This is a genomic window from Enterococcus haemoperoxidus ATCC BAA-382, assembly GCF_000407165.1.
GTDB classification, from domain to species: domain Bacteria; phylum Bacillota; class Bacilli; order Lactobacillales; family Enterococcaceae; genus Enterococcus_L; species Enterococcus_L haemoperoxidus.
In genome coordinates this window covers 194,477-220,467 of sequence record NZ_KE136480.1, presented here as the reverse complement: position 1 = coordinate 220,467, position 25,991 = coordinate 194,477, and the positions used below count along the sequence as shown (strand labels likewise).

Here is a 25,991-nt window from a genome sequence, read left to right as displayed (position 1 = left end):
ACAATGAAATATCAATCATTTAATGAGGAAATCATCCGTCTAGTAGGCGGAAAAGAAAATATCCAAGCAGTGGTACATTGTATGACTCGCTTACGTTTTACCTTAAAGGACCGTGAAAAAGCGAACACAGAAGAATTGAAAGCACTTGATGGTGTAATCGATGTTGTTTCTAATAATGTGGCGTATCAAGTTATTATTGGTACGCATGTTAGTGAAGTTCACGCTGAATTGATTAGTATGCTAGGATTAACACCCAACGTAGGTGAGGAAAACGAAGTCAAAGAGAAAAAAAATCCATTCAAAGCTGCAATGGATCTACTTTCTGAAACAATGACACCAGTGATCGAGCCAATCATTGCCTCTGGATTGTTAGCTGGATTTTTATCCTTATTCTCAATCACAGGACTGATTTCTGCTGATAGTCCAACGTATCAATTATTAGATTCGATCCGTTCAGCTGTATTCTTCTTTTTACCAATTTTTATTGCAATGTCTTGTGCAAAACGTTTAAAAGCTAGTCCATATTTAGCAGTGGCATTAGCTGCAACACTTGTTTCAAGTTCAATCAATGATGTGGCTGGTTTAAGTATTTTCGGTATTCAGCTACCACAAATGGTTTATGCGAATTCTTTTATACCAATTATTTTAGCTGTTTGGTTTATGGGACAATTAACAGTCTTATTAAAGAAATATGTCCCTAAATTTTTACAGTACTTTTTAAATCCATTGTTGATCATGGTGATTTGTTTGCCTGTGACGTTGCTGATTTTTGGACCAATTGGCATTTGGATCGGTGATGGTATTGGCTGGTTCTTTGAAGTACTTCATAATACGTTTGGCAGTTGGATCGTGGTAATGCTGTATGCAGCCTTTCAGCCATTTTTGATTATGTTGGGTGCAGGGAATTTCATGATGCCGTTAGCATTGAATTTTGTGAATAAAATGGGGTATGATCCGATCTTTTTGGCAGCGGCAACCATTTCTGATTTAGCAGTATCAGGTGCCATGTTAGGATATTTTTTAAGAGCGAAAGACTCCAAACAAAAGCAATTATTTGGAACAGTTAGCTTCAGTGCTTTAATGGGGGTTACCGAACCTGCGATATATGGTGCGTTTATTAAATTTAGAAGACCTTTTATTGCCGTTATGATCGGTGGTGGACTGGGAGGTTTGTTTGCAGGATTAATGAATGTTAAAACGTATTCTATCGTTTGGGGCTTGATGGGGTTACCATCTTATGCGGATAATCAAGATTTTTCTAACTTAGTTTTTATGATTATTAGTGTTGTGATCGGTTTTGTTACAGCAGCAGTCGCAGCTTATATTTTAGGGATTCCTCAAGAGGAGAAATCAGTTCAGGCTAAAGAAGCACCCAAAGAAGAAGTTCTGGAAAAAACGATTGAATTTAAGAAGGTTCCATTATCTTCTGCTGTTGAAGGAAAAGTAGTTCCTTTAGCTGAAATTAATGATCAAGCATTTTCAACAGGTGCTTTAGGTAAAGGATTAGGAATCATTCCGACAGATAACAAGGTCCTTGCGCCAGTTTCTGGCGAAGTTTCTGCTGTATTTCCAACAAAACATGCTATTGGGATAAAAACAGAAGAGGGAGTAGAGGTGCTGATCCATATTGGTATTGATACCGTAGAACTGGATGGGAAGCATTTTGATACGATCGTAGAACAAGGCGCGATCATAGAAAAAGGGCAATTGTTATCTACAGTTGATTTTGCAGGAATTCAAAAAGATGGTTATGACCCAACAGTGATAGTGGTCGTGACGAATACAATGGATTATCTAGATGTGATTCCAGTAGCTCAAGAAAATTTATTTACTACGGATGAGTGTTTAACAGTTATTCTGTAAAAAATAATACTACAAAAAGGACAGACACATACACGTTCTCTTTCTAGTATAATAAAGAAGCATCCATTTTTTACTAACGGATCAAGGAGGTTTTTAAATGAATAAAAATGAATTTTTATGGGGTGGAAGTATTGCTGCTCACCAATGCGAAGGCGCTTGGAATCAAGATGGCAAAGGTGTAGCAATTATGGATCTTGTCACGCAAGGTACGTATGAAACGCCACGTGAAATCTGCCAAACGATTGAACCTGGGAAATATTATCCTTCTCATGACGGTATCGATTTTTATCATAGATACAAAGAAGATATTGCATTGTTTGCCGAAATGGGCTTCAAAGCACTACGAATTTCAATTGATTGGTCGAGGATTTACCCTAAGGGAGATGAACAAGAGCCAAATCAATTAGGGATCCAGTTTTACCAAAATGTTGTTAGTGAGCTATTGAAAAATAATATCGAACCGATCGTTACATTGTATCATTTTGAAATGCCAGTTCATTTGGTCAGAGAATACGGCTCATGGACGAATCCAAAGGTGATCGATTTTTATTTAAATTATTGTCAAACAATGTTTGAAGCCTTAAAAGGAAAAGTCCGTTATTGGGTGACCTTTAACGAAATGAATCACATCGACCCTCAGACAGAAGCTTCAGATATTTTTACTTATATTATTGCAGGGTTGAAGTATACGGAAATGGAAAATAAAAAGCAAACACTGGCAACCATTAGCTATAATATGACGTTAGCAAGTGTGAAGGCTGTTAAATTAGCGCGTACGATCGATCCTACCAATCAAGTTGGTTGTGTATTCGGATTGACACCGGCCTATCCTTTAAATTGTGATCCGCAAAATGTCATGAATTCATTGAAAGAAACTGATCGCGAATTTTATCAGATCGATGCGATGTGTATGGGGAAATTCCCAGAATATAAACTGAAAGAATATCAAGCACAAGGGATCGATTTAACTGTTTCTAAAGCAGATCAACTAGCTTTTAAAGAAGGAAAATTAGATTTTATCGGTTTGAACTATTATTCTTCCAGTGTGGCCCATTATGAAGGGGATGACAACAACGAAGAAACCTTATTCGGTGGTGTCCAAAATCCTTATTTAGAGCAAAGTAAGTGGGGCTGGGCGATCGATCCAACAGGGTTAAGGTATCTATTGAATTATGTGTACAGACGTTACGGGTTGCCAATCATTATTACTGAGAATGGTTTGGGCGCACTTGATCAGTTGGAGGAAGATGGCTCTATTCAAGATGACTACAGGATCGAATATGTACAAAAACATTTGGATCAAATGGAAAAAGCAATCGTTGAAGATTATGTTGAGTGTTTTGGATATCTAATGTGGGGACCTATTGATTTAGTTAGCGCAACGACTGGCGAAATGAAAAAACGCTATGGTTTTATCTATGTAGATAAAAATGATGATCAGACAGGAACCTTGGAAAGGAAAAAGAAAAAATCCTTTGATTGGTATCAAGAAATCATTCAAAATAACCCCACATTTAAAGCCTGAAAATAGCAAAAAAAAGAGTGGATCAAAATGTTGTTTGTTTTGATCCACTCTTTTTTTTTTCGGATAAATAACTAGTAAAATACAAAAAAAGTTACTTATCTTGACCTATTTCTTCTTTTAAAAACCAAGCAGACAGTACAGAAAGTCCACCCATTAAATAATAACTTTTCTTTTTACTCATCAAACCATAACAGATTGCTGTTGTGCCCAATAATAAATTAATAGTAGAAGCTTTAGCTAATCGTTCGTCATTAGGTGTGGGTAAAGCAACGTTTACATTCAATGAATCATTGATCTTGTTTAAAGTAGAATTAATTTCAGTTAACAATATTATTCCTCCAGTCATATAGTTATTCAATCACATTATCAATGGTAGAGTCTAAAATAAATTCAAAAATACTTTCAAAGTCATCTGTTACTCTATCACGAATAATAATGATACTTAATAAAGTATTGATAATTTCAAAGGCTTTTTTTTCACTTACTTTAAGGTCTAAATTAGCAATGTGTAAGGCTTCTTCAAAAAACTTCCAGTTGTCCGTTTTAAGCTCAGTAATGAGATCTGGCGGTAATTTACCAATGAAGGCTAAAAAATCAGGATTTGAGAAATCGTAAAGAAAAGGCGAATTTTTGTATTCTCTGAATAAAAATTTCATGGCTTCGACAAAACCTTTTTTAGAAGGGTTTGAATTTAAGATATTACGCCAATTGGTTTTCAAACGATTTTGTACTCTGTCTAATGTATCAACAAATAAATCTTCTTTTGTTCCATATAATAAGTAAAATGCACCAGTAGAAATAGAAGCTTTGGACGTTAATTCAGCAATATTGGTTTTCTTATAGCCGTTAGTTCCCCAGCTTTTTTCGCATTCCATACATAGAGTATTTCTTAATTCTGCTCTTTTTTCTTCCGAAAATCCCTTAGTGCCTGTCTTCATTAGTAGCCTACTTTCTAACGTTGAATATATTTATCTTAATATTCATAATTGTAGATTAAATAAAAAATTTGTCAAGTTTTTATCCTATATATAACCCGAAAAATTGTTTGAAATTAGTATCTGTTACTAAAAATATTATAAACACTTGACAGAAATAATTGTAAGCATTATTATGTGAATATAAAGTTATGAATATTCATAGATAAATATTCAAAAAAGAAATGAGTGAAATTGTTATTGGATAATGTGTTAGAAATTAAAAATTTGAGGAAAGCATTTGGAGAGCAGCTTGTTTTAGACAACGTATCTCTTTCATTGAAAAAAGGGATGATTTATGGATTATTAGGTGCTAATGGCGCTGGAAAGACGACAATCATCAAAGCCATTTTTGATCTTGTAAAACCTCAAAGTGGAGAAATATATCTTTTCAATAAAAAAATGCCCCAGTCTGTAGAACAATACAAAAAAGTAGGTAGTATTATTGAAACGCCTGTTTTCTACGAAAATATGACTGTGGAAGAAAATTTACTCCTTCATTGCGATTATATGGGCGAACAATTTAAAAATAATATAGACAAAGTACTACAAGATGTCGGATTGTTCAATGAGAAAGAAAAAAGGATAGATCAACTATCATTAGGCATGAAGCAACGATTAGGTCTGGGCAGAGCGCTTTTGAACGAGCCTGAATTATTAATCTTGGACGAGCCGATAAATGGGCTAGACCCGGAAGGTATTATTGATTTTAGAAAGTTGATTTTATCGATTAATCAAACATATGGTACGACAGTCTTGATTTCTAGTCATATTCTGATTGAAGTATTCAAAATAGCTGATATGATAGGTATCGTTTCTAAAGGGAAACTGATCAAAGAAATTAGTAAAAATAGGCTAGAAGAGCTGGAGATGGATATTGAAGAGTACTACCTATCCTTAGTTAAAGAAAAGGTGAGTGTATGACGAAGCTATTGAAAAATGAATTAAAAAAAATCAATTTAAAAAACCAGATCATTTCACTAATTGTGATGAATATCGTTGTGTTGTTGTTATCTATTTTCACAGCAAGTCTATTAGCCGACCCAACAAGTGAAGCCAATTCGGCAGGTATAGCAGTTCAACTAGGGACTTCCGAGTTAGCCTTACTGATTACACGAGCTATTTTAATTGTGTGGCAAGCGATTTTAATTGTTCAAATCATCATTGAAGAATACAAAACCAAAACGATCACAGTTTTGTTTACTTATCCATACGGGAAAAAGCAGCTGATTCTAACTAAATTTTTACTTATTTTTCTGTTAACTGTAGCATTTGCGGTATTCTCAATACTATTTCAGGAAGTTAGCATTTATTTATTGAGCCAACGACTTACATTCGTTACATTTGTTCAAGAAAGTATATGGTCTTTGATCATCGTACTTCTTTCAAACAGTTGTCTGGGTTTTTTACCTTTATTTATTGGGATGAAGAATGTTTCAGTTATTGCAACAGTTGTTTCATCATTAGTTATTGTAGTAATCGGCTCTAATTCACAAGCCACACCTGCAGGACTATTAGGAATTCCTATCGTTTCATTATTTTTAGGTGCAGTCAGTGTGATCTTGATGATCGTGACTTACCGTTCAATGTTAGTCAAAGAAATTTAAAAAAATTTAGCTTAGCAGGCTAGCATTACGGTTTGCTTCGACCAAACTAAGTAATAACTACTTAAATAGTAGTTTCAGATAAATAAGCCTGCTACGCTTTTATATTGAGGAGAATATAATTATGCCAAACAAAATTTTAGACAATTCATTTATCAAAATTCCTGATCAATCAGTTTTAATCTATGTGTGGATCGGAACGATTATCTTGGGGATTGTGTTGCTTATTATGGGGTTGATTTTAGGGAAAAGAAATAAGAGTAAAAATAAAAATGTTTCTAAGGTCTTGATTTGGGGAGGCGTTGTTATTGTTTTAGCACAGGGAGCGCAATTACTAACCAGTTTATTATAGGAGAGAAAGGAATGTTTTTAAATGGATCAGATGACTCGTTTTTTTGAAAATATTGGTCAAAGCTTAGGGATCAAAGTGAAATTACCTAAAGTAACAAACAAGTATTCTTTGATTAGTTTACTCATTATGATTATTAGCATTTTTTGTATAAAGATCTCATTTATCTTTCTAATACCAGGTGTTTTAGCTGGTGCTAACTTTTTATTAATAAATAAAAAGCGTTGAATAAAAGTGTTCATTCTAGGAATTGGCGCTTTTATATTTAGGAGGAAAAGAATGGAAATTGAAAATCGTGTGATTTGGAATAAGAACTTTGGATATATCATAATGGGGCAAACCCTTTCTGTTTTAGCAAATTCTGTTATGAAATTTGCTCTGTCGCTCTATATATTAGATTTAACAAAATCAGCTGCTTTATTTGGTACACTTTTAGCTGTCTCAATCATTCCAACAATTATCTTTTCACCAATAGGCGGTGTCTTGGCGGATAATTTCAATAAGAAAAATATGATGGTCATCATGGATGGTCTGTACGCTTGTATTGCTATTTTGGTTTATTTGGCTGTTGTTTCAAGAGCAAACATAGCTGTTGTAGCAATGTGTCTATTATTGATGTCAGTCGTTTCGGCATTTGAAACACCCATTGTTCAATCTAGTATGCCATTACTATTCAAAGAAGATAATTTATTAAAAGCAAACTCAGTGGTTAATCAAATCCAGCTGTTTGCAAATTTTGTTGGACCTATTCTTGCAGGATTTCTATATAGCCTAGTGAAAATCGAATGGATTTTTATTATTTGTTTTATTTTATTTTTTGGTGCTGCCTGCATTGAGTGTTTTATTAAAATACCGATTTTAATAGTTAAATTTGAAAATGGAGCAATCGCAACTGTTATCAAAGACTTGAAAGAAAGCTGGATGTTCATTAGAAAAGAAGAGCCAGCTATAATAAAAATAATCATTCTTTTAGGTGCGATCAGTTTCTTTATCTCAGGTTTGTTATTTGTTGGTATTCCTTATATTATTAGGATCGTTTTAGGTCTTAACAGCCAGTATTTAGGAATCAATCAAGGGTTGATTTCTTTGGCAGGAATCGGAGGCGCTATTATGGTCGGGGTATTTTCAAAAAAACTGAATATGAAAAATAGCTATTTGATTGTTGGATTATCTAGTCTTTTGGTTCTGCTTATGGGCGTTATTTTTATGATCAACATGCCTGATACAGTAACTTTTGTTTTGTTTACTCTGACGATCATGTTGCTACAAGCCTTGTTTACGCTTTTTTCAATTTTCGTGGTTTCAAATATCCAAGCGAATACACCTGTTCAATTAGTTGGAAAAGTAATGTCTTATGTAACAACGTTAAGCTTATGTGCACAGCCGCTCTCTCAAGCTGTATATGGACTTTTATTCGATATTTTTTCGAATTCAGTTTATATTTTGTTTTTATTTACAGGATTCGTTATGCTACTAGTGAGTTATTTTTCGAAGAATTCGTTTGAAAATTTTAATCAGTAAAATATAGAGCAAGAATCGAGTTACAGACTTATGTAAGAATGTTAATTTCAGTACTTGTGATAATTATAGGGGATTGAGTGATAACTTAAAGAAGTTGTCACTCAATCTATTTTTATTTAAAAGTGGACTTTTGTAACGAGCTCAGTAAGTGTTAACTGTTTTTGAATATTTTTTGAAAGAATCGATGAGCAAAGAGCAAATTTATAGTGATTATCAATGGTGCGAGAGTAAAATTGAGCATCATTTTTTATTTGTGTTGAGAGTAAAATTTTTTCGTCATTTAAAATAAATTGATACGTATCCAAGGGAACGGACAGACCCAGACCAATTTGTTTACTAAAAGCTTCTTTTAATGTCCAAATGGAATAAACTGCCTCTAATTGTTTTGCTTCAGTTTTTTTTGAATGGATGTATTCTTGTTCAGAAACAGAAAAGAAACTAGCTATGCCCAGAATATCAATTGGTTTCATTTGCTCAATATCAATGCCAACAGGAGCGTTACTTACGGAACAGCAAACATAGTCCTCAGAATGAGTTAAATTAAAAAAAATACCTGGATGAGAAGCTAAAAATGGCTTGCCATGTTTAGACGCTGAAAAAACTAATTCAGTAGGCTTCAATCGATAATAATTGAATAACATAGAACGTAAAAGAATGCCAGCTGTGAGCGAGCGTAACCGATCACCAGCAAATTTCAAATGGTCTATTTTATTTTTTCTCTCCAGATCTAGTAAGTGATACCATGTTGACCAAGTAGTAGAAGTGAGCGAATGGTCTAGTTTTAATAAATGTGTAAATAGCATAGATACCTCAGTCATCGTGATGAATAGAATGTTTAAAACATCGTAAGTATATTTTACAATTTGATAAAAGTCAAATGTATTTTATCTATTTTTCAATTTTTTATTAATATATATGATAAATAATACGTTTTTAGATAGGAAATATAGTGGATATATTTCCTTTTTCATAAAAAGTAGGTTTGACATTTAGTGAAAAATTTAATAAACTTTGAATTAAAACATTTGAATATTCACTTTTTTTAATTCATGATAATTTGTTGAAATGAATCAAAATAGTGTTTTTGATTGTTTTAATATAACAAAATGGAGTGGTTATTGGTTGGATAATACATTAGTTAAGCAATTAGAGTTAGCTGAATATGAGAAGGTTGTGCATCAGTTTAATTCGAATAAAACGACAAGTCAAAGTGATGTTGATTTAGTTACTTTGTTTGAACAGGAAGTTCAAAAACATCCTCAAAGAGAAGCTGTAGGAATCAAAGGTGAGAGATTAACATATGACCAATTAAACAAAAGAGCGAACAATGTTGCAGAATTATTAATAGCCTCAGGTATTGAAAAAGAAGACTTAGTTGGTGTCCTCTTAAACCGTTCGATTGAATTGATCGTTACAATTTTAGGCGTTTTAAAATCAGGTGCAGCATTTTTGCCAATAGATTCCGAAAATCCCGAAGAACGAATCAACTATATTGTTGAAGACAGCAATGTTAAAGCAGTAATTACGGATATAAATTCAAGAGAAAAATGGGAAAAACAATTAAATAAAAAAATAATTTGTCCGAAATTCACAGATACCAGTGAAAAAAATTTGACTATATCATATTCCCCGAATCAATTAGCCTATGTTATCTATACTTCTGGAACAACTGGAAATCCCAAAGGCGTTATGATCGAACACATTGGATTAGTAAACTTTATCAAATGGAAACTTGGAACAGCAAAATTTAGCCACAAGAGTGTAATGCTTCAAAAAGCAACTTGTTCTTTTGATGCAGCAGTTGGAGAGATTTTCTTAGGGATATTGGGTGGCGCGAAACTACAATTACTGACCGATCAAGAAAATAACAATTTTAGCATGTTACTGGATGTCATTAAAGAAAATCAAGTAACACATATGGTGATGATCCCAACCGTTCTTTCTGTTTTTTTAGATTATGCTGTAGAAGTGAACAAAGAATCTTATTTATCGTCGTTAGATATGTTGTATATTGCTGGTGAAAAGCTAGAAGAGTCTTTAGTAAAAAAAATCTGTAGACTGACTTCTTTGACGAAAGAAAATGTATATAATCTTTATGGACCAACAGAAGCTTCGATCGGTGCTACTTATTTTCATTTAAAGGATTTAAAAGATGAGTCGACCGTTTCAATTGGTAAAGGAATTGATAACGTAGCAATATATATAATGAATGAAAATCAGTTATGCGGTGTTAATGAGGCCGGTGAGCTTTGTATCGGTGGCGTTGGTGTTGCCAGAGGGTATTTGAATCGTCCCGAATTGACCAAAGAAAAATTTGTTGATAATTATTTTGGACTACCTGGAAAAATATACAGAACAGGTGATCTAGCTAAATGGCAAGAAAATGGAAATTTAGAATATTTGGGTCGAATAGATGAACAAGTCAAAATCAATGGATTGAGAATTGAACTGAGTGAAATCAAAAATACATTGGCTAGTTATCCTAAAATAGATGATGCTGCAGTGATTGTTTCAGAAGAAAATCAAATCATTGCCTATTTTGTTTCTAAAGAAAACTATAAAGAAGCACAGCTACAAGAATATTTAGAGAAAAAATTACCATTGTATATGGTTCCAAAAAGGTTTATCAAGATCAATGTTTTACCTGTGAATAACAATGGAAAACTAGATAAAAGTAAATTACCTGTTGTTGAAGATGAGCCGATTCTAACAACCAAAGAAACAGTATCCCCTAAAACTGAAAAAGAACATGTTCTTATCTCTGTTTTTTCAACTGTTTTAAATAACGAAAATATCGGATGCAATCATAACTTTTTTGAAATCGGTGGTGATTCGATCAAAGCCATCAGAATTGTTTCAAAGCTCAGAGAAATGGGCTATAACTTGAGTGTTCCAACAATCATGGTGGAAAAGAATTTAGGAAATATTGCAGCACGTATGGAAGCGAATCAAGCTGAAACATTAGGGCAAATGGAGCAAACAATTGTGGGAGAAACTCCTTTGTCCCCAATTCAGAAATATTTTTTTGATAGCAAACTTCCAACACCAGAACATTTCAATCAAACATTTTTATTGGAATGTCAAAATCTAGACATAGTAGGTTTAAAAAAAGCATTATTAGCGGTATGTAATCATCATGATGTGCTTAGAGCAGTCTACTTAAATAACAAACAAATCATTAAAGAGCAAGATGGTTTAGATTTGTTTGAGGTGATTTCTTTTGATTTAACTAGTGAAAAAGAATCACATATTTCTGAAAAAATGGTCGCTATAAGCGATAAAATCCAGTCTACTTTAAGTTTAGCTGATGGGCCATTGATCAAGGCAGTTGTTTTCCAAACTAAAGCAAAAAATTATATCGCATTGATTGTCCATCATTTAATGGTTGATGGTATTTCTTGGCGCATTTTGGTGGAGGATATCAACACCGCATATCAGCAAGTGCTAGAAAAAAGAACGATAGAATTACCAATGAAAACAGCGTCATTTTCTAGATGGTGTCACTCACTAGAAGCATTTGCTAACTCAGAAATGTTGGCAAAAGAGCGACCTTATTGGAATAAAATTAGTAAATTAGCCAATCAAGCTAAGACTACCTTATGTACGCCACAAGATGAGTCTGGTACGGGTTTTGATGAGATATTATTATCTAAAGAATTAACGGAAAATCTTATTTTGCATTCGAATAAATCCTATAACACTGAAATAAATGATTTATTGGTAACTGCTCTATTCAGAACTATAAATAAATTGACCAGAGCAGATACGATCAGCGTTCGAATGGAAGGACATGGGCGTGAGCCAATTGATAAACCGATTCATATTGATCGAACGATTGGCTGGTTTACAACGATTTATCCCGTTGTTTGTGCAGGAATCGGTGATACGTTACAGCAAGATATCAAAAAAGTGAAGGAAAACTTACGCCGTATTCCAAACCATGGATTAGGGTATAGTGTTTTGGATTGTTATGACGAAGAGTTTGAAGGAGTTAAAACTGAGATAACGTTTAATTATCTGGGAGATTTTGAACAAGAATCCTCAGAGTATGATATCCAAATTAATTCGGTAGAATATGGTTATCAAATTGCAGAGAATAATCATTTTGGAACACCAATTTCTATTGATGGATCTTTGAACAATGGCGTTATCTCTTTTGGTTTTATTTATGATAAATCGCAATGCGATGAAAGAATGATCAGAGAACTTAAATCATTGTTTGAAAAAGAACTTGAAATGGTTGTTGAGCATTGTCTGAACAAAGAAGGCATTGAACACACAGCGTCTGACTTTGGAGAAATAAACTGGACGGAAGAAGAGTTTAGAGAGGTCGAGGCGAACTTTATTGAACGGGAAGACCAAATCGAAAAAATCTATCCTTTAACCCCACTTCAAGAAGGTTTATTGTTCCATGAACAAGAAAAATCAACATCCAGCGCCTATTTGGTGCAGGCTATATATGAATTAGGGGCGATCAAAACACTAGAATTTAAGCAAGCACTTGATTTATTAGTACAAAAACACAGTGCTTTAAGAACTAATATTATTTATAAAAACGTCCGTATACCAAGACAAGTTATTCATAAAAAAGCGATTTGCGACGTGGAAATGATTGATTTAACAGAATGTACAGCTACTAAAGAAACACTACAAAAAATCGAACAAGAAAATATTCAAAGAGGATTTGATCTTCAATTTGACCCCTTGTTCCGCATAAAAATCATAAAAATAGCAGTAAATAGCTATAAGATGTTGATGAGTTTCCATCATATTATTTTAGATGGCTGGTGTAATTCTATTTTGCTGAATGATTTACAAGAGTTTTACCAAAGATTGATTAACGGTCAACGTTATGAAGCAATTAGAAAAGAGATCGCTCCTGATTATGCCCATGCAGAACACGTAAACTATTTAACAGAAATGAATACACATGAAGCAAAAGAATATTGGCATGCACTACTTGCCGAGTACACAACAGTCGCCAGCATTTTACCTACATCAGTAAAAACAGTTGAAGCAGATCAGAATCAAATCAAACAAGTGCTAGACCTTCAAACAAGTGAAAAAATCCGTACCTTAGCAAAATCTTTAAATGCTACGGTTAATACTATTTTTGAAGCAGCTTGGGGCATTGTATTACAAAACTATACAAATACAGAAGATGTTGTTTTTGGTCAAGTTGTTTCTGGAAGAAATAGTCCAATTGCGAATATTGAAGATAAAGTTGGCCTGTTTATCAATACGATTCCAGTTAGAGTGAACAATGAAAAAGAAGCTGATTTTGCGACAATTGTTACAGCGTTACAAAAACAATTAAATCAAAGTGGCACCTACGATTTATATCCATTAAGCGAGATTCAAAATGAAAATGAGTTGGGAAATAAGTTAATACAGACGATTGTTGCTTTTGAAAATTATGAAGAAAATCTATTATCAGAAACAGAGAAACCACAGTTTGTATTAGAAGACATTAGAGAAGAAACCAATTACGACTTAACGCTTTCTATCCAAAATGGTGAAAGATTTATTGTTAATCTCTTATTTGATGTTTCGAACTATTCAAAACAAGGTGCAGACTATATTTTGACTCATTTTTGCCATGTACTCAAAGAAGTCACCCATTCATCAGAACAGCCGATTTCGACTATTGATTTTCTTACAGCGGACCAACGGGAATTGATCCTAACAGATTTCAATCAAACGGCGACTGAGTATCCTAATGAAGTATCGATTGGTACAATGTTCAACGAAATTTTACCAAGTTATCGAAAACAAGTAGCAGTCGCTTCCAAAGAGCACGTTCTTACGTACGAACAACTAGATACACTTGCAACAAATTTGGCGTATAGATTGAGAAAAATCGGGATTGTTAAAGGCGATATAGTAGCTGTAGTGGCGGAGCGAAAAGTAGAAACAATCATACTCTTTTTAGGAATCTTGAAAGCTGGAGGAGCCTATTTACCAATAGACAGTAGCAGTCCGATGGAAAGAATCAAATTTATTATCAACGATGCAAAATGCAAAGTGTTATGTGATTTTGATCAGCAGTTAAAAGATAGTCAAATGTTAGATAATTGTCTAATAATCACAAATAATGCGTTTGAAGAAATGGATGAAAAAAAAGAATTACCTCATGTTGATGCGGATGATTTGGCGTATGTTATTTATACTTCTGGGACAACAGGTGTTCCTAAAGGCGTTATGATTACGCATAAAAATGTTCTTCGTTTGGTTCAAAATACGAATTACGTTGATTTTAAAGAGAGTCATATTTTGCAAACAGGTTCTTTAACGTTCGATGCTTGTACATTTGAAATCTGGGGTGCTCTACTAAACGGAGGAGAGTTGTTTATGACAACCTCTAATGTCTTGTTGGACCCAGAATTATTAGAAGAAGTAATTGTATCTCAAAAAATCAATACTTTATTTATTACAACGGCTTTATTTGTGAATATTGTTGAGATTCACCCCAAAGCATTTCATTCTTTACGTCGAATTTTAGTTGGTGGGGAGAAAATTGTTTCAGCGCCGATCAAGCGATTTAAAGCATACAATCCAAACGTTAGCATTTGCAATATCTATGGCCCAACTGAAAATACGACTTTTTCATTATTTGAAGACTTAGATTATGAGATCGAAGCGATTGTGCCAATTGGAAAACCAATCTCCAATACAACTGCCTATGTCATGAAAAACGACCAATTGTGTGGGATTGGTGTTCCAGGAGAACTGTATCTAGGAGGAGATGGTTTAGCGGATGGTTATTTGAATTTAAAGAAAAATACAGATGAAAAATTTATTATTTCTGATTCTAATGAACGTTTATACAAAACAGGTGACCTTGTCCGCTGGCTTGAAAATGGGGCAATCGATTATCTTGGACGTGTTGATGATCAAGTGAAAATCAGAGGATTTAGGATCGAGTTGGAAGGAATCACGACGGTTATCAAGCAACTTCCTTACGTAAGTAATGCTATGACAATTATTTTTGAAGAAAATGGACAAAAAGAGATTTGTTCGTATGTCCAGTTAGAAGAGTCTATTGACCTTGAGCTGATTCGTCATGAATTGATGCTGAAATTACCACAATATATGGTACCTAAAGTGATCATGAATGTAGAAAAATTTAAGCTTAATAAAAATGGGAAAATCGATAAAGTAGCTTTACCGACACCGGAAGTGGGGGAAGTAATTACTTTTACAGCGCCTCGAAATGAAGCAGAAAGCATTGTATCTGAAACCTTTGCTGAAATTTTAGGTTTACCACAAATTAGTATTACAGATGACTTCTTTACATTAGGCGGTCATTCATTGAAAGTCATGCAATTATCAGCTCAGTTAGCTGCGAAAACCGGAACTAAAGTAACGTTAGAAGAAATAATGACTAGCCGAACAGTCGAAAAAATTGCATTCAAACTTCAAAAAGGTGAAACATACAAACCAATCGAAAAAGGTTCTAGCTTAGAAGTGAGTCCAGCACAAAATCGTATCCTTTTAGTTGAAGAAACATTGGCTAATAATACAACCTATAATATTCCAGTTGTATTGACGATCGAAGGAGAATTTTCAGTTACAAGAATAAAACAAGCTCTACAGCAAATGAGTGAAAGATATGAAATCTTAAGAACGACTTTTGAATTCAAAGAAGGAACTTATTTCCAAAAGATCGCTGATCAAATAGTGATTCCAGTAACTACGTCAACAATTAAAAAAGCAGAGTTGAATCAAGCGATTTTTGATTTTATTCAGCCGTTTGACTTGAGTCAAGGGCCACTGATCAAAAGTCACGTTTTCACTATTTCGTCAAATGAACACATAGTAGTTATAGATCTTCACCATGCCATTTTTGATGGAGAATCGATTCCGACGTTTGTCTCTGAACTAGCAACTCTATATAACGGTAAGGAACTAAAAGAAGTAGGAATTCAATACACAGACTATAGTTCTTGGAAAAATCAATTGGATTTACAAAAGCAAGAAAAATTCTGGCTGGATAATCTAAAAAATGCAGAGTTAAATACTGAATTTCCGACTGATTTTAATAGAGGTTCTCAAGCAAGTTTTGTAGGGAAAAGTTTCTCAATAGAGTTGCCGAAAAAATTGAATGAGAAAATTAAGGAATTTGGAAAAGAAACTGGGGTAACAAGCTATATTTTCTATGCGGCAATGTTTAATTTACTTCTTTCAAGATATACAAGAAAAGCAGAAATTATTACGGGAACCGCTATTTCAGGACGAAATCATCCGGATTTAGAGCAAATGTTGGGGATGTTTGTGAATACAGTGGTCTTAAAGCAAGAGATTGAATCTGACATAGCATTTACTCATTATGTAAAACAAGTTCAGTCTAATTTCTTTGATGTTTTCAACAATCAAGATTACCCATTTGAAAAATTGGTAGAGAAATTAGCGATCAAACCAAGTCAAACGCGTAATCCAATTTTTGATGTGATGTTCTCTTATGAAAATCTAGAAGATAAAAGCTATCCTTTAGACAATGCCAAGATGAGTTTTTACGAATTGCCTAATAATACTGCAAAATTTGATTTAACGTTGACGATCAAGGAACATCCAGATCATGTTTCGATCAATTGGGATTATAATGTCCAATTGTTTAAAGAAGAAACAATGAGAAAAGCATCCGAGCATTTCATTACGCTGATTACTTCTGCACTGGAACAACCAGAAAGTCAATTAGTTGAGCTTTCAATGATCAATGAGGCTGAAAAAGAAAAAATTTGTTATTCATTCAACACACAAGAAAAAATACCATTGCAGCATGAAACAATTGTTTCATGGTTTGAAGAAAATGTGGCAAAGTATCCAAATAGAATTGCTGTAGGAATTGAAGACACTGATGTCACCTATGATGAATTAAACCAGATGGCTAATGCCGTCGCTAAAAAACTAAAAGAGTCTGGTGTTAAAAGAAATGATGTGGTCGGACTATTGTTTCATCGTTCGATTGAATTTATTGCGGCTATTTATGGTGTTCTAAAAGCGGGTGCTGCCTACTTGCCGATCGATGTTGAACTTCCAGCTAAGAGAATTGACTACATTTTAGAAAATAGTCATACCAAAGTGATTCTAACAAATGAAACGACAGTTCCATTGAATGTCAAAATAATCTTTGTGTCATCAGAAGAGAAGATGGCAGAAAACCAAACACTAGAAAGTTCCGCAGATGATTGTGCTTATATCATTTACACTTCTGGAAGTACAGGCCATCCTAAAGGTGTCAAAATTAGACACAATAGTCTGATCAATTTGATCGAATGGCAAAAAGAACAAAGTAAAATCACGAGTGAAAGTGTTGTCCTACAAAAAGCTACGTGCTCCTTTGATGCCTCTGTTTGGGAGATTTTCCTAGCAACCTTGTCTGGTGTGAAACTTCAAATGCTAACGGAAGATGAGAATCAGGATTATGCCAAACTACTACGGGTGATTCGTGAAAAAAATGTTACCCATACCTTAATGGTCCCAACTGTTTTTGATTCTATTTTAGACTATATGAAAGTGGAACAGTTAACGGATGTTTTGGATGGATTGGAGAAAGTCTATCTTGGAGCAGAATCATTAACGACGCAACTATTAGAAAAATATGTAGACGTTACTAAAAATAAAGGGAATTTAACCAAAATAACGAATTTGTATGGACCGACAGAAACGACTGTTTGCGCCACATTTTATGAAGTAAGCGCAGAGGATTTAAATACCCGAGTGGCAATCGGTCAACCAATTCGTAATACTCAAGTTTATATCATGAATAATGGTGAATTGTGCGGAATTGATGTTGCAGGCGAAATTTGTGTTGGGGGAACGGGCGTCTTTAAAGAATATTTGGGTTCTGAAAGTCTAACAAATGAGAAATTGATTTCAAACCCAATCCACGAAGATCAATATCTATATCGAACAGGAGATCTTGGCAAATTTGATGAAAATGGACAGATCCATTACCTTGGACGAATCGACAAGCAGGTTAAAATTCGAGGTTTTAGAATTGAAATCGAAGAAATCGAAAAAGAAATTCTGAATTTGACAGGAATTTCAAGTGCGGCGGTCATTGTCAATGAAAGTCTTGGGAACCCACAATTATGTGCATATGTAGTTAGTGAATCAGAATTATCGATTCCAACAATCTCAACTGAACTAAAAGAAATTTTTCCAGATTATATGGTCCCTAGTTTTATCAAACAAATTGATGAACTTCCAAAAAATCATAATGGTAAATTAGATGAAAAAGCTTTACAAGAAATCCCAATAAACTTTACTACAATGGTTGTTCCGCCAAAAACAAAAGACGAAGTAAAATTATTGCCATTATTTAAAGAAGTATTGAATGTAGAAAATATCGGTGTAACAGACAGCTTCTTTGAACTTGGGGGGTATTCGATTAAGGCTGTTGAATTGTCTAGACGAATTGAACATGAATTTGGTTTGCGAGTGTCATTAAAAGATATCATGAAAGAGCAAAACGTGAAAAACATCGCTAAAATCATTAAAAAGAAAAATAAAAAGGTCTTTCAACCGTTATTAAAAGCTGCTGAGGAGTGCTTAGATGAGTAAAAAATATTTAATGAGTTCTAACCAAAAAAGGATTTATACACTTGAACAATCCCATGTATCAAGTGTCACCTATAATATGCCGATTGTCTTAAAATTTGAAAAGGGGCTTGATCAGGCTCGATTGACCCAAGCTTTCAATAAATTATGTGAAAGACATGAAGCATTTCGTACGAGTTTTTCACTTGAAAAAGATAAATTTATTCAACGAATCCATAAGGCGAAAGAAGTTCATATCGATAAACTAGAAGGTCAGACTTTTGAGGAAATGATCAAGAAATTCGTGCGACCATTTGATTTAAGCCAGGCACCATTAATCAGAATGGGAGTAGGCATAGATCAAGCAGGATGCGCGATTTTAATGATCGATGTTCATCATATTATCTCCGATGGCACTTCTACTGGTATTTTGTTGGAAGAATTTGCTGAACTATATGAAGGCAATGATTTAGAGCCGATTGATTTACAGTATAAAGATTTTTCAGCATGGCAAAATAGTATAGATTTAGAGGAGCAAGAAGAATTCTGGCAAGAAGAATTTAGTGAACTATTGCCAGAAACAGATCTGCCAGTCGATTTTAAAACGCAGGATCACCAATTTTTTGAAGGAAATCATATAGAAATGAAAATAGGCTCTTCGCTTAAAACAAAAATCGAAGCCATCAACAAACAAAACCAAACGACTAGTTTTATGGTTTATTTAACGGCATTAATGATTTTTCTGACTAAGTTAAATCGTCAGGAGCGTGTCGTGATTGGAACAGCTGCTGAAGGAAGAAATCATCCTTCAGCACAAGAGATGATTGGGATGTTTGTAAATACCTTGCCGATTATTGGAAGTATTGAGCATCAGAAAAATTTTATTGAAAATTTAGAAGAGATAAAAGATAAGAGTTTAGATGTCTTTGAAAATCAAGATTATCCTTACGAAAAAATTGCGGAGTTAGCACCAAAAAATCCGATTTTTGATGTGATGTTTTCTTATGAAGGAGGCTTTGATGAACCGGTTTATTTAGATGGGCAACTTGCTAAAGTAGAACCAATTCAATTAGAAGTATCAAAATTTGATCTAACGATTACGTTGATTGAACATGCTGATGATTATACGATCAACTGGGAATATAATTCTGGACTTTTTAAAGAGGAAACAATTCAACGACTAGCTGATTATTTTGAGGTGTTGCTGACTAATTTAGTAGCATCACCTGAGAGAGCTGTCTGCGAAGTGCAATATTTGAAGCCAGCACAAATTACTCAAATAAAAGAAGAGCTGAATCAGCCAAATAATCAGTTTGATCAAGAAGCTTTTGTTTCTCCGATTCAGTGTTTTGAAGAGCAAGTATTAAATCAGCCAGATAAAACAGCTGTTTATTATCTAGAAGAACAATTAACCTACAATCAGTTAAATGAACGAGCAAATGCTGTAGCACAACAATTAAAAAAAGAGAATATAGGGAAGAATGATGTTGTTGCCTTAGTCGTTGAACAATCGGTAGAGTTAGTAATCGGAATATTGGGTATCTTAAAGGTAGGAGCAGCATATCTGCCGATAACACCAACAATACCGATCGAACGAATCAACTACATTCTAGAAGATAGTAAAGCCAAAACAGTTCTGTTATCACCAAAAATTGAAGCAATCGTTCTTGAAGAACTTATTTGTAAAACTACCACCTTTTGTGCAGAAAATAGTCAAAAAGACTCTGTTGAACGTGGCTTGGTCGAAGGTAATGATCTTGCTTATATTATTTATACTTCTGGCAGCACAGGAAAACCAAAAGGTGTAATGATCGAAAATCACTCATTGAAGAACCTGATTGAGTGGCAAATAAAAGAAGGCGATGTAACAGAAAATAGTACCATTTTGCAAAAAGCTATCTACACGTTTGATGCATCTGTTTGGGAAATTTTTCTAGCATTACTTTCTGGTGCCTCGCTGCAGATGTTAGCACGAGAAGAACATGATGACTTTGGTAAGTTATTAGATGTGTTTGAAAAGAATCATGTCACGCACTTCTTATTAGTCCCAACATTTTTAGAAGCGTTATTAAACTATACAACAGAAAATAATCGTAAAAAAGCATTTGAATCGATTGAAGCCGCTTATGTGGGTGCTGAAAAAGTGACCAATCATTTGCTCACTCAATTTGTTGACAGTACAGACAAGAAATTATCGATCGTTCGAAATTTATATGGACCGACAGAAGGAACGGTTTGTGCCACTTATTATCGTTATTTAAACCAGTTAGATAGTCAAGATACTTTGATTGGTAGACCGATTCCAAACGTCAAAGTTTATGTGATGAATGATCAGACATATTGTGGTGTTGGGATTCCAGGAGAATTATGTATTGTTGGAGCAGGTGTTGCCAGAGGTTATTTAAATCAGCCAGAATTAACGGCTAAACAATTTACAACAGTAGACGGACAAGTTGTTTATAAAACAGGTGATTTAGGTAAATACAGAGCAGATGGATCAATCGATTACCTTGGACGGATCGATAATCAAGTGAAGATACGTGGCTTTCGTGTGGAGTTATCTGAAATCAGGCAGACGCTTCTGCAAATACCAGAAGTGACATCAGCCGCTGTCACGATTAAAAAACAAAAGGGAACAGATTATCTTTGTGCGTATGTCGTCTCTGCTCAGTCCGTGACTGAAAATACTTTAAGAGACTATTTAAGTCGAAGCTTGCCAGAATATATGATTCCGAATTATTTTAGTTTCATAGATCAATTACCGATTACTGCAAATGGTAAATTAGCTGAAAATCAGCTACCTGAACTAACTAATTTTAATGAAAAAGTCTTTTTGAAACCGACAACTGAAAAAGAAGAGCAAATCATATTAGTATTAAAAGAAATTTTACAGTTGGAGCAAATCAATCTTTTAGATAGTTTTTACGAGCTAGGTGGAGACTCAATCAAAGCGATTCGGATCGTTTCCAAAGCGAGAGAACTTAAGTATCAACTTACTGTAAAAGAGATCATGCAGGCCAGAACAATCAAAGAAATCGCACAAAAAATGAATGTTATGACACAAAAAATGGATCAAGAGATGGTAACAGGTGTGGTCCCTAAAAGTCCAGTACAGCAGTTTTTTTATTCAAGCAATTTAACTAAACCGGAGCATTTTAATCAGTCGTTGATTTTAGAAATTAGTGAATCAATTGATGAAACACTTCTGAAAAAAGCATTAGATGGACTTGTTCAGCATCATGATATGTTAAGGATGTGTGTTGATCAAAATGAGCAAACGATTGTAGCTTGGGAACAAGAAACCAATTATGAAATTCATTCATTCCAATTGAGTGATGAAAATGCAGATGTGGCACAAGAAATTCATCGGATCGGTGCACCGTTTCAGTCAATGTTTACTTTTGAATGTTCACCGTTATTAAGAGTTTTAGTCTTTCATTCTAAACAGACAGATTATCTTTGGATTCAGATGCATCATTTGATCGTGGATGCTGTATCATGGCAAATTTTTGTTGAAGATTTAAATCATAGTTACGAGAGATTGATTAGTGGACAAGCAATTGAACTTCCGCAAAAAACAACTTCTTATCCTGCTTGGAGTAAAGGGGTGGAAGAGTTAACAAAGCGTTATGAAATTAGAAAAGATGAAGATTATTGGCAAGAGGTCAATCAGAAAATCGCAAGTACAAGCTTATTTGATCAGACAGTTCCAACAACTAGTCATACCTTCACTTTTGAATTAGGCAAAGGAGAAACAAGGAAACTTCGGTTTGAAGCAAATAAAGCATTTTCTACAGAAATCAGTGATTTACTGTTGACTGCTTTAGCTAAGTCTTTAGGGAAGATTTTTGATCGATCCAGTATTTCCTTTACTTTGGAAGGACACGGTCGTGAATTATTTGACTCAGTGGGTTCTGTAGATCGTACGATCGGCTGGTTTACTTCTATGTATCCGCTAATGATCACAGTGGAAGAAGCTGTATCTGAAACAATTAAAAAGGTTAAAGAGTCGATTAGAAAAATTCCGAATAAGGGAATGAGTTATGGTTTATTAACGACATATACAGATAAAATCACTAGTCAAAAAACGGATGTGGTCTTTAATTACCTTGGTGAAATAGGCGATAGTAAAGAGGAGTCACAACGATTTACGATTAGCGATATTGCTAATATAAATGATAGTGCTAAAGAAAATACGATTGGTGGTCCGATATCCGTCAATTGCTATATTCAAAATAATCGGTTGATCACAGATGTAGTCTATGCTAAAGAAGTTTTTTCTGATGAAGTGATCGTTGACTTTAGTAATGACTATCAAAAAGAATTATCAATACTGATCGATTATTGTACTATGGTCGCTGAACCACAAAAAACGGCTTCTGATGTAGGTGAATTTTCTTGGGATCAAGCTGAATTTGATTTTGCTAATCACAGAGCAGTGGAACTTTCAGCCGGAGAAATTCAAAAAATTATTCCATTGACATCGATGCAAGAAGGACTGCTTTATCATAAACTCCTTGATGAACATTCAACTAGTTATGTGATTCAATGTTCATATGACGTGAATGTAAAAATGAATCAAAAACGAGTAGAGCAAAGTTTGAAAATACTTGCTGAAAAACATCCTGCGTTAAAAACCAATATTTTATATAAAGACATTAAAGAACCAAGACAGGTCATTTTTTCGGAGCGTATTTTAGAATGTAAAAGTCAAGATTTTACAAAAGAAGTAGATGCTGAAGAGCAATTTACTCAGTACAAAATTGCGGATGTAACGAGAGGATTTGACTTAGAAAAAGAAGCGTTATTTAGAGTTTCATTGGTAGAGATGCCGACAGGACAACGACTTATTTTTACGTTCCATCATATTATTATGGATGGTTGGTGTTTATCAATCGTGCTAAACGACTGGATGAAGATCTATGCAGTGTTGCAAAATGATGAAGAAGCAGTTGTTTTAGCCCAGATCGAAATAGATACTATTTATGAAGATTATGCACGAATAGTAGCAGATTTAGATAAAGAAGCGAGTTTGACTTATTGGGAAGAATTGCTAGAAGAATACGAAACCCAAGCAAGTTTCACAGGAATGTATCCTAAAAATGAACAAAAGGCTGAAGTTCAAGCTATCTTTGAATCACTTTCCAAAGAAGAGACAAAGGTGATCCAAGCTTTTGCTAAAGAAAATAACGTGACGATGAATGCAGTGATCGAAGCTATTTGGGGTCTTGTTTTACAACGATATAATCAGACGAATGATGTTGTTTTCGCTAAAATGGTTTCTGGGCGAAATTTACAATTAGCAGGAATCGAACAGGCTGTTGGATTGTTTATCAACGCTATACCAGTTCGCGTTAAAAGTGAAGAAAAGGATTCCTTTATACAGTTAGTTCAAGCTGTTCAAACGCAATCGATCGAAAGTGATGAACATACGTATTGTTCATTATCAGACATTCAAAATAGAAGTCTACTCGGAAAAGATCTGATTCATACAATTGTTGTTTTTGAAAATTATGCCGTGCAAGACGCAGATGAGTCAGTAGCTTTACTAGGTGAAATGGAAGATTATCGTGAACAAACAAGCTACCCTATTTCATTGAGTGTAAGTGCTTCTGATGAATTGAGTTTCAAGTTGATGTTTGATGAACGTTTATTTACAGAAATCGAAGCCAAACTTATTTTGTCTCGAATCATTTGTGGTTTAAAAGAGCTGGCGGTGAATCAATCATTAGCATGCGGTGACTTTTCTTTGGTAAATGCAGAAGAACAACAGTTGGTAATGACTGAATTTAATCCGGAAAAACAAGCAAATAATAGTTATCCAACGATTTTAGCAGCTTTAAAAACACAGGCGAAAGAGCGCCCTAACAACGTGGCAGTTATTTTCGAGCAAGAACAGCTAACGTATGCTCAATTAGAAGAAAAATCAACAGTTCTAGCACAACGTCTCCTGATCTCAGGAGCTGGAGAAACATCTTTTATCGGTTTATATTGCGATCGAACGATTGAAATGGTTGTGGGGATCTATGGAATCATGAAAGCAGGAGCTGCGTATATTCCGCTGTCGCCAATTTTGCCGGAAGAAAGAATTGCTTATATTCTAAAAGATAGTGCGATTAAATTTGTAGTAAATGGGCAACCTAAGAGAACGATGCCGTTGGAAGCTACAGTGATCGATTATACGGTTGAAAGCTTACAAGTAGATGAACAACTCGTTCAAGTTGTCTTGCCGGAACCTAAACCAGAAAATAATGCTTATGTGATTTATACGTCTGGAACAACGGGCAATCCTAAAGGGGTGATCGTCGGACATGCTTCTTTGATGAATTTAGTCAATTGGCAAAAAGATTATTTTGAACTTGATTCACAGCAGACGATTCTGCAACAATTTTCCTTTATTTTTGATGGCTCAGTATTTGAGTTATTTGCTGGCTGTCTGGTTGGTGGAACCCTTGAAATTATCTCGGATGAAGTAAAAAATGATCCAGAGAGTTTCTTGAAAAAACTAGATCAAAAAATTTTGATCACAGTGCCGTCTATTTTCAAAATGTTATTGGAATTTGCGCAAGAAAATGGTCGTCAAAATGAAATCAATCAATTAAGCAAGGTTGGACTTGCAGGAGAAGCAACAACGATGGCTTTAGTTGAGAAATTTTATCAAGTAATGACTCACGGACAAACAACGCTTTACAATCTTTATGGCCCAACTGAAACAACCGTCTGCGCATCAGCTTATCAAGTGGAAAATAAATCCTATAAATCAGTTCCGATCGGACGTGCTATTGCCAATTCTAAGCTGTTTGTTTTCCATCAAGAGAAACTTTGTGGAATCGGAATGTTAGGTGAATTATGTATCAGTGGTGATAATTTAGCTCTGGAATATTTAAATAATCCGAAGATAACCGCAGAAAAATTTGTTCAAAATCCAGTGGTTCCGACAGAACGAATGTATCGAACGGGTGATTTAGTGAAATGGCAAGAAGATGGCCAGATGCAGTACGTAGGAAGAATCGATGAACAAGTAAAAATTCGTGGTTTTAGAATAGAGTTAGGTGAAATTGAAAATCAGCTAGGTCTAATTCCAGCTGTTTGGGATGCCTGTGTGGTTACTCGAATAATCAATCATGAACTAGCCTTGTGTGCCTATCTTGTTACCAATGAAGAATTGCCTGCATTAGTGGTAAAAGAGCAGTTGAAAAAGACCTTGCCAGACTATATGATTCCAGCCTACATCACAATTGTTGATAAGCTGCCTGTTACGAAAGCAGGAAAAATCGATAAACGGAATTTACCTGACCCAGAGCTAAATCAAAGTGTGTTTTATGAAGCACCGCGAAATGAGCTGGAAGCTACGATTTGTGCTCTATTCGAAGAGATTTTAGACCTTGAACAAGTTGGTATCGATGATGATTTCTTTGAATTGGGTGGTCACTCACTAAAAGCAGTTCATTTAGCAAATGGTATTTCAAAATTCTCTGGAGTAAAAGTACCGTTAAGCGATATTCTTCAAGAAAAAAATGTTCGGAGTTTAGCAGAAAAAGTGGAAGAATTGATTGTAGTCGGTTCTATGGCCCTTGATAGTATTGAAATTGTGGATGATGAGGAGTTGTAAA

12 protein-coding genes are annotated in these 25,991 nt (G+C 34.5%); 9 read left to right on the top strand and 3 right to left on the bottom strand.

Going from position 1 to position 25,991, the window contains the following annotated elements; genetic code table 11:
- The first annotated feature begins 3 nt into the window (after positions 1–3).
- The gene (locus tag I583_RS11750) at positions 4–1,863 is read left to right on the top strand and encodes a beta-glucoside-specific PTS transporter subunit IIABC (RefSeq protein WP_010761615.1); all 1,860 of its coding nucleotides are present in this window, start codon (positions 4–6) and stop codon (positions 1,861–1,863) included.
- Between the two features lie 97 nt (positions 1,864–1,960).
- The gene (locus tag I583_RS11745) at positions 1,961–3,388 is read left to right on the top strand and encodes a family 1 glycosylhydrolase (RefSeq protein ID WP_010761614.1); all 1,428 of its coding nucleotides are present in this window, start codon (positions 1,961–1,963) and stop codon (positions 3,386–3,388) included.
- A gap of 91 nt (positions 3,389–3,479) precedes the next feature.
- On the opposite strand, the gene I583_RS11740 is transcribed toward I583_RS11745, so the two are convergent.
- Positions 3,480–3,716: a hypothetical protein gene (locus I583_RS11740; RefSeq protein WP_010761613.1), complete on the bottom strand. Its 237-nt coding sequence runs from the start codon at positions 3,714–3,716 to the stop codon at positions 3,480–3,482.
- A gap of 22 nt (positions 3,717–3,738) precedes the next feature.
- Positions 3,739–4,326, bottom strand: a complete 588-nt coding sequence (locus tag I583_RS11735; RefSeq protein WP_010761612.1) for a TetR/AcrR family transcriptional regulator — start codon at positions 4,324–4,326, stop codon at positions 3,739–3,741.
- 246 nt (positions 4,327–4,572) lie between these two features.
- Between I583_RS11735 and I583_RS11730 the strand changes: the two genes are divergently transcribed.
- The 5 genes from I583_RS11730 (at position 4,573) to I583_RS11710 (ending at position 7,836) form a co-directional block, all read left to right on the top strand.
- A complete protein-coding gene (locus I583_RS11730) occupies positions 4,573–5,286 on the top strand; it encodes an ABC transporter ATP-binding protein (RefSeq protein ID WP_244264894.1) in 714 nt (237 codons plus the stop codon).
- Positions 5,283–5,969 carry an ABC transporter permease gene (locus I583_RS11725; protein ID WP_010761610.1) on the top strand — a complete coding sequence of 229 codons (687 nt, stop codon included), beginning with the start codon at positions 5,283–5,285 and terminating at the stop codon, positions 5,967–5,969. The genes I583_RS11730 and I583_RS11725 overlap by 4 nt, the downstream gene beginning before the upstream one ends.
- Before the next feature lie 121 nt (positions 5,970–6,090).
- Positions 6,091–6,318, top strand: coding sequence for a hypothetical protein (locus I583_RS11720; RefSeq protein WP_010761609.1), 228 nt, complete (start codon positions 6,091–6,093; stop codon positions 6,316–6,318).
- Positions 6,319–6,339: 21 nt separating this feature from the next.
- The gene (locus I583_RS16900; protein ID WP_010761608.1) at positions 6,340–6,543 is read left to right on the top strand and encodes a hypothetical protein; all 204 of its coding nucleotides are present in this window, start codon (positions 6,340–6,342) and stop codon (positions 6,541–6,543) included.
- A gap of 51 nt (positions 6,544–6,594) precedes the next feature.
- Positions 6,595–7,836: an MFS transporter gene (locus I583_RS11710; RefSeq protein ID WP_010761607.1), complete on the top strand. Its 1,242-nt coding sequence runs from the start codon at positions 6,595–6,597 to the stop codon at positions 7,834–7,836.
- Between the two features lie 116 nt (positions 7,837–7,952).
- On the opposite strand, the gene I583_RS11705 is transcribed toward I583_RS11710, so the two are convergent.
- Positions 7,953–8,639: a 4'-phosphopantetheinyl transferase family protein gene (locus tag I583_RS11705; RefSeq protein WP_010761606.1), complete on the bottom strand. Its 687-nt coding sequence runs from the start codon at positions 8,637–8,639 to the stop codon at positions 7,953–7,955.
- Positions 8,640–8,958: 319 nt separating this feature from the next.
- Here I583_RS11705 and I583_RS11700 point away from each other — a divergent pair, with 319 nt between their 5' ends.
- A complete protein-coding gene (locus I583_RS11700) occupies positions 8,959–18,402 on the top strand; it encodes a non-ribosomal peptide synthetase (RefSeq protein WP_010761605.1) in 9,444 nt (3,147 codons plus the stop codon).
- On the top strand, positions 18,395–25,990 hold the full coding sequence (locus tag I583_RS11695; protein WP_010761604.1) for a non-ribosomal peptide synthetase: 7,596 nt from the start codon (positions 18,395–18,397) through the stop codon (positions 25,988–25,990). Before I583_RS11700 ends, I583_RS11695 begins: the two co-directional genes overlap by 8 nt.
- The last annotated feature ends 1 nt before the right edge of the window (position 25,991 follow it).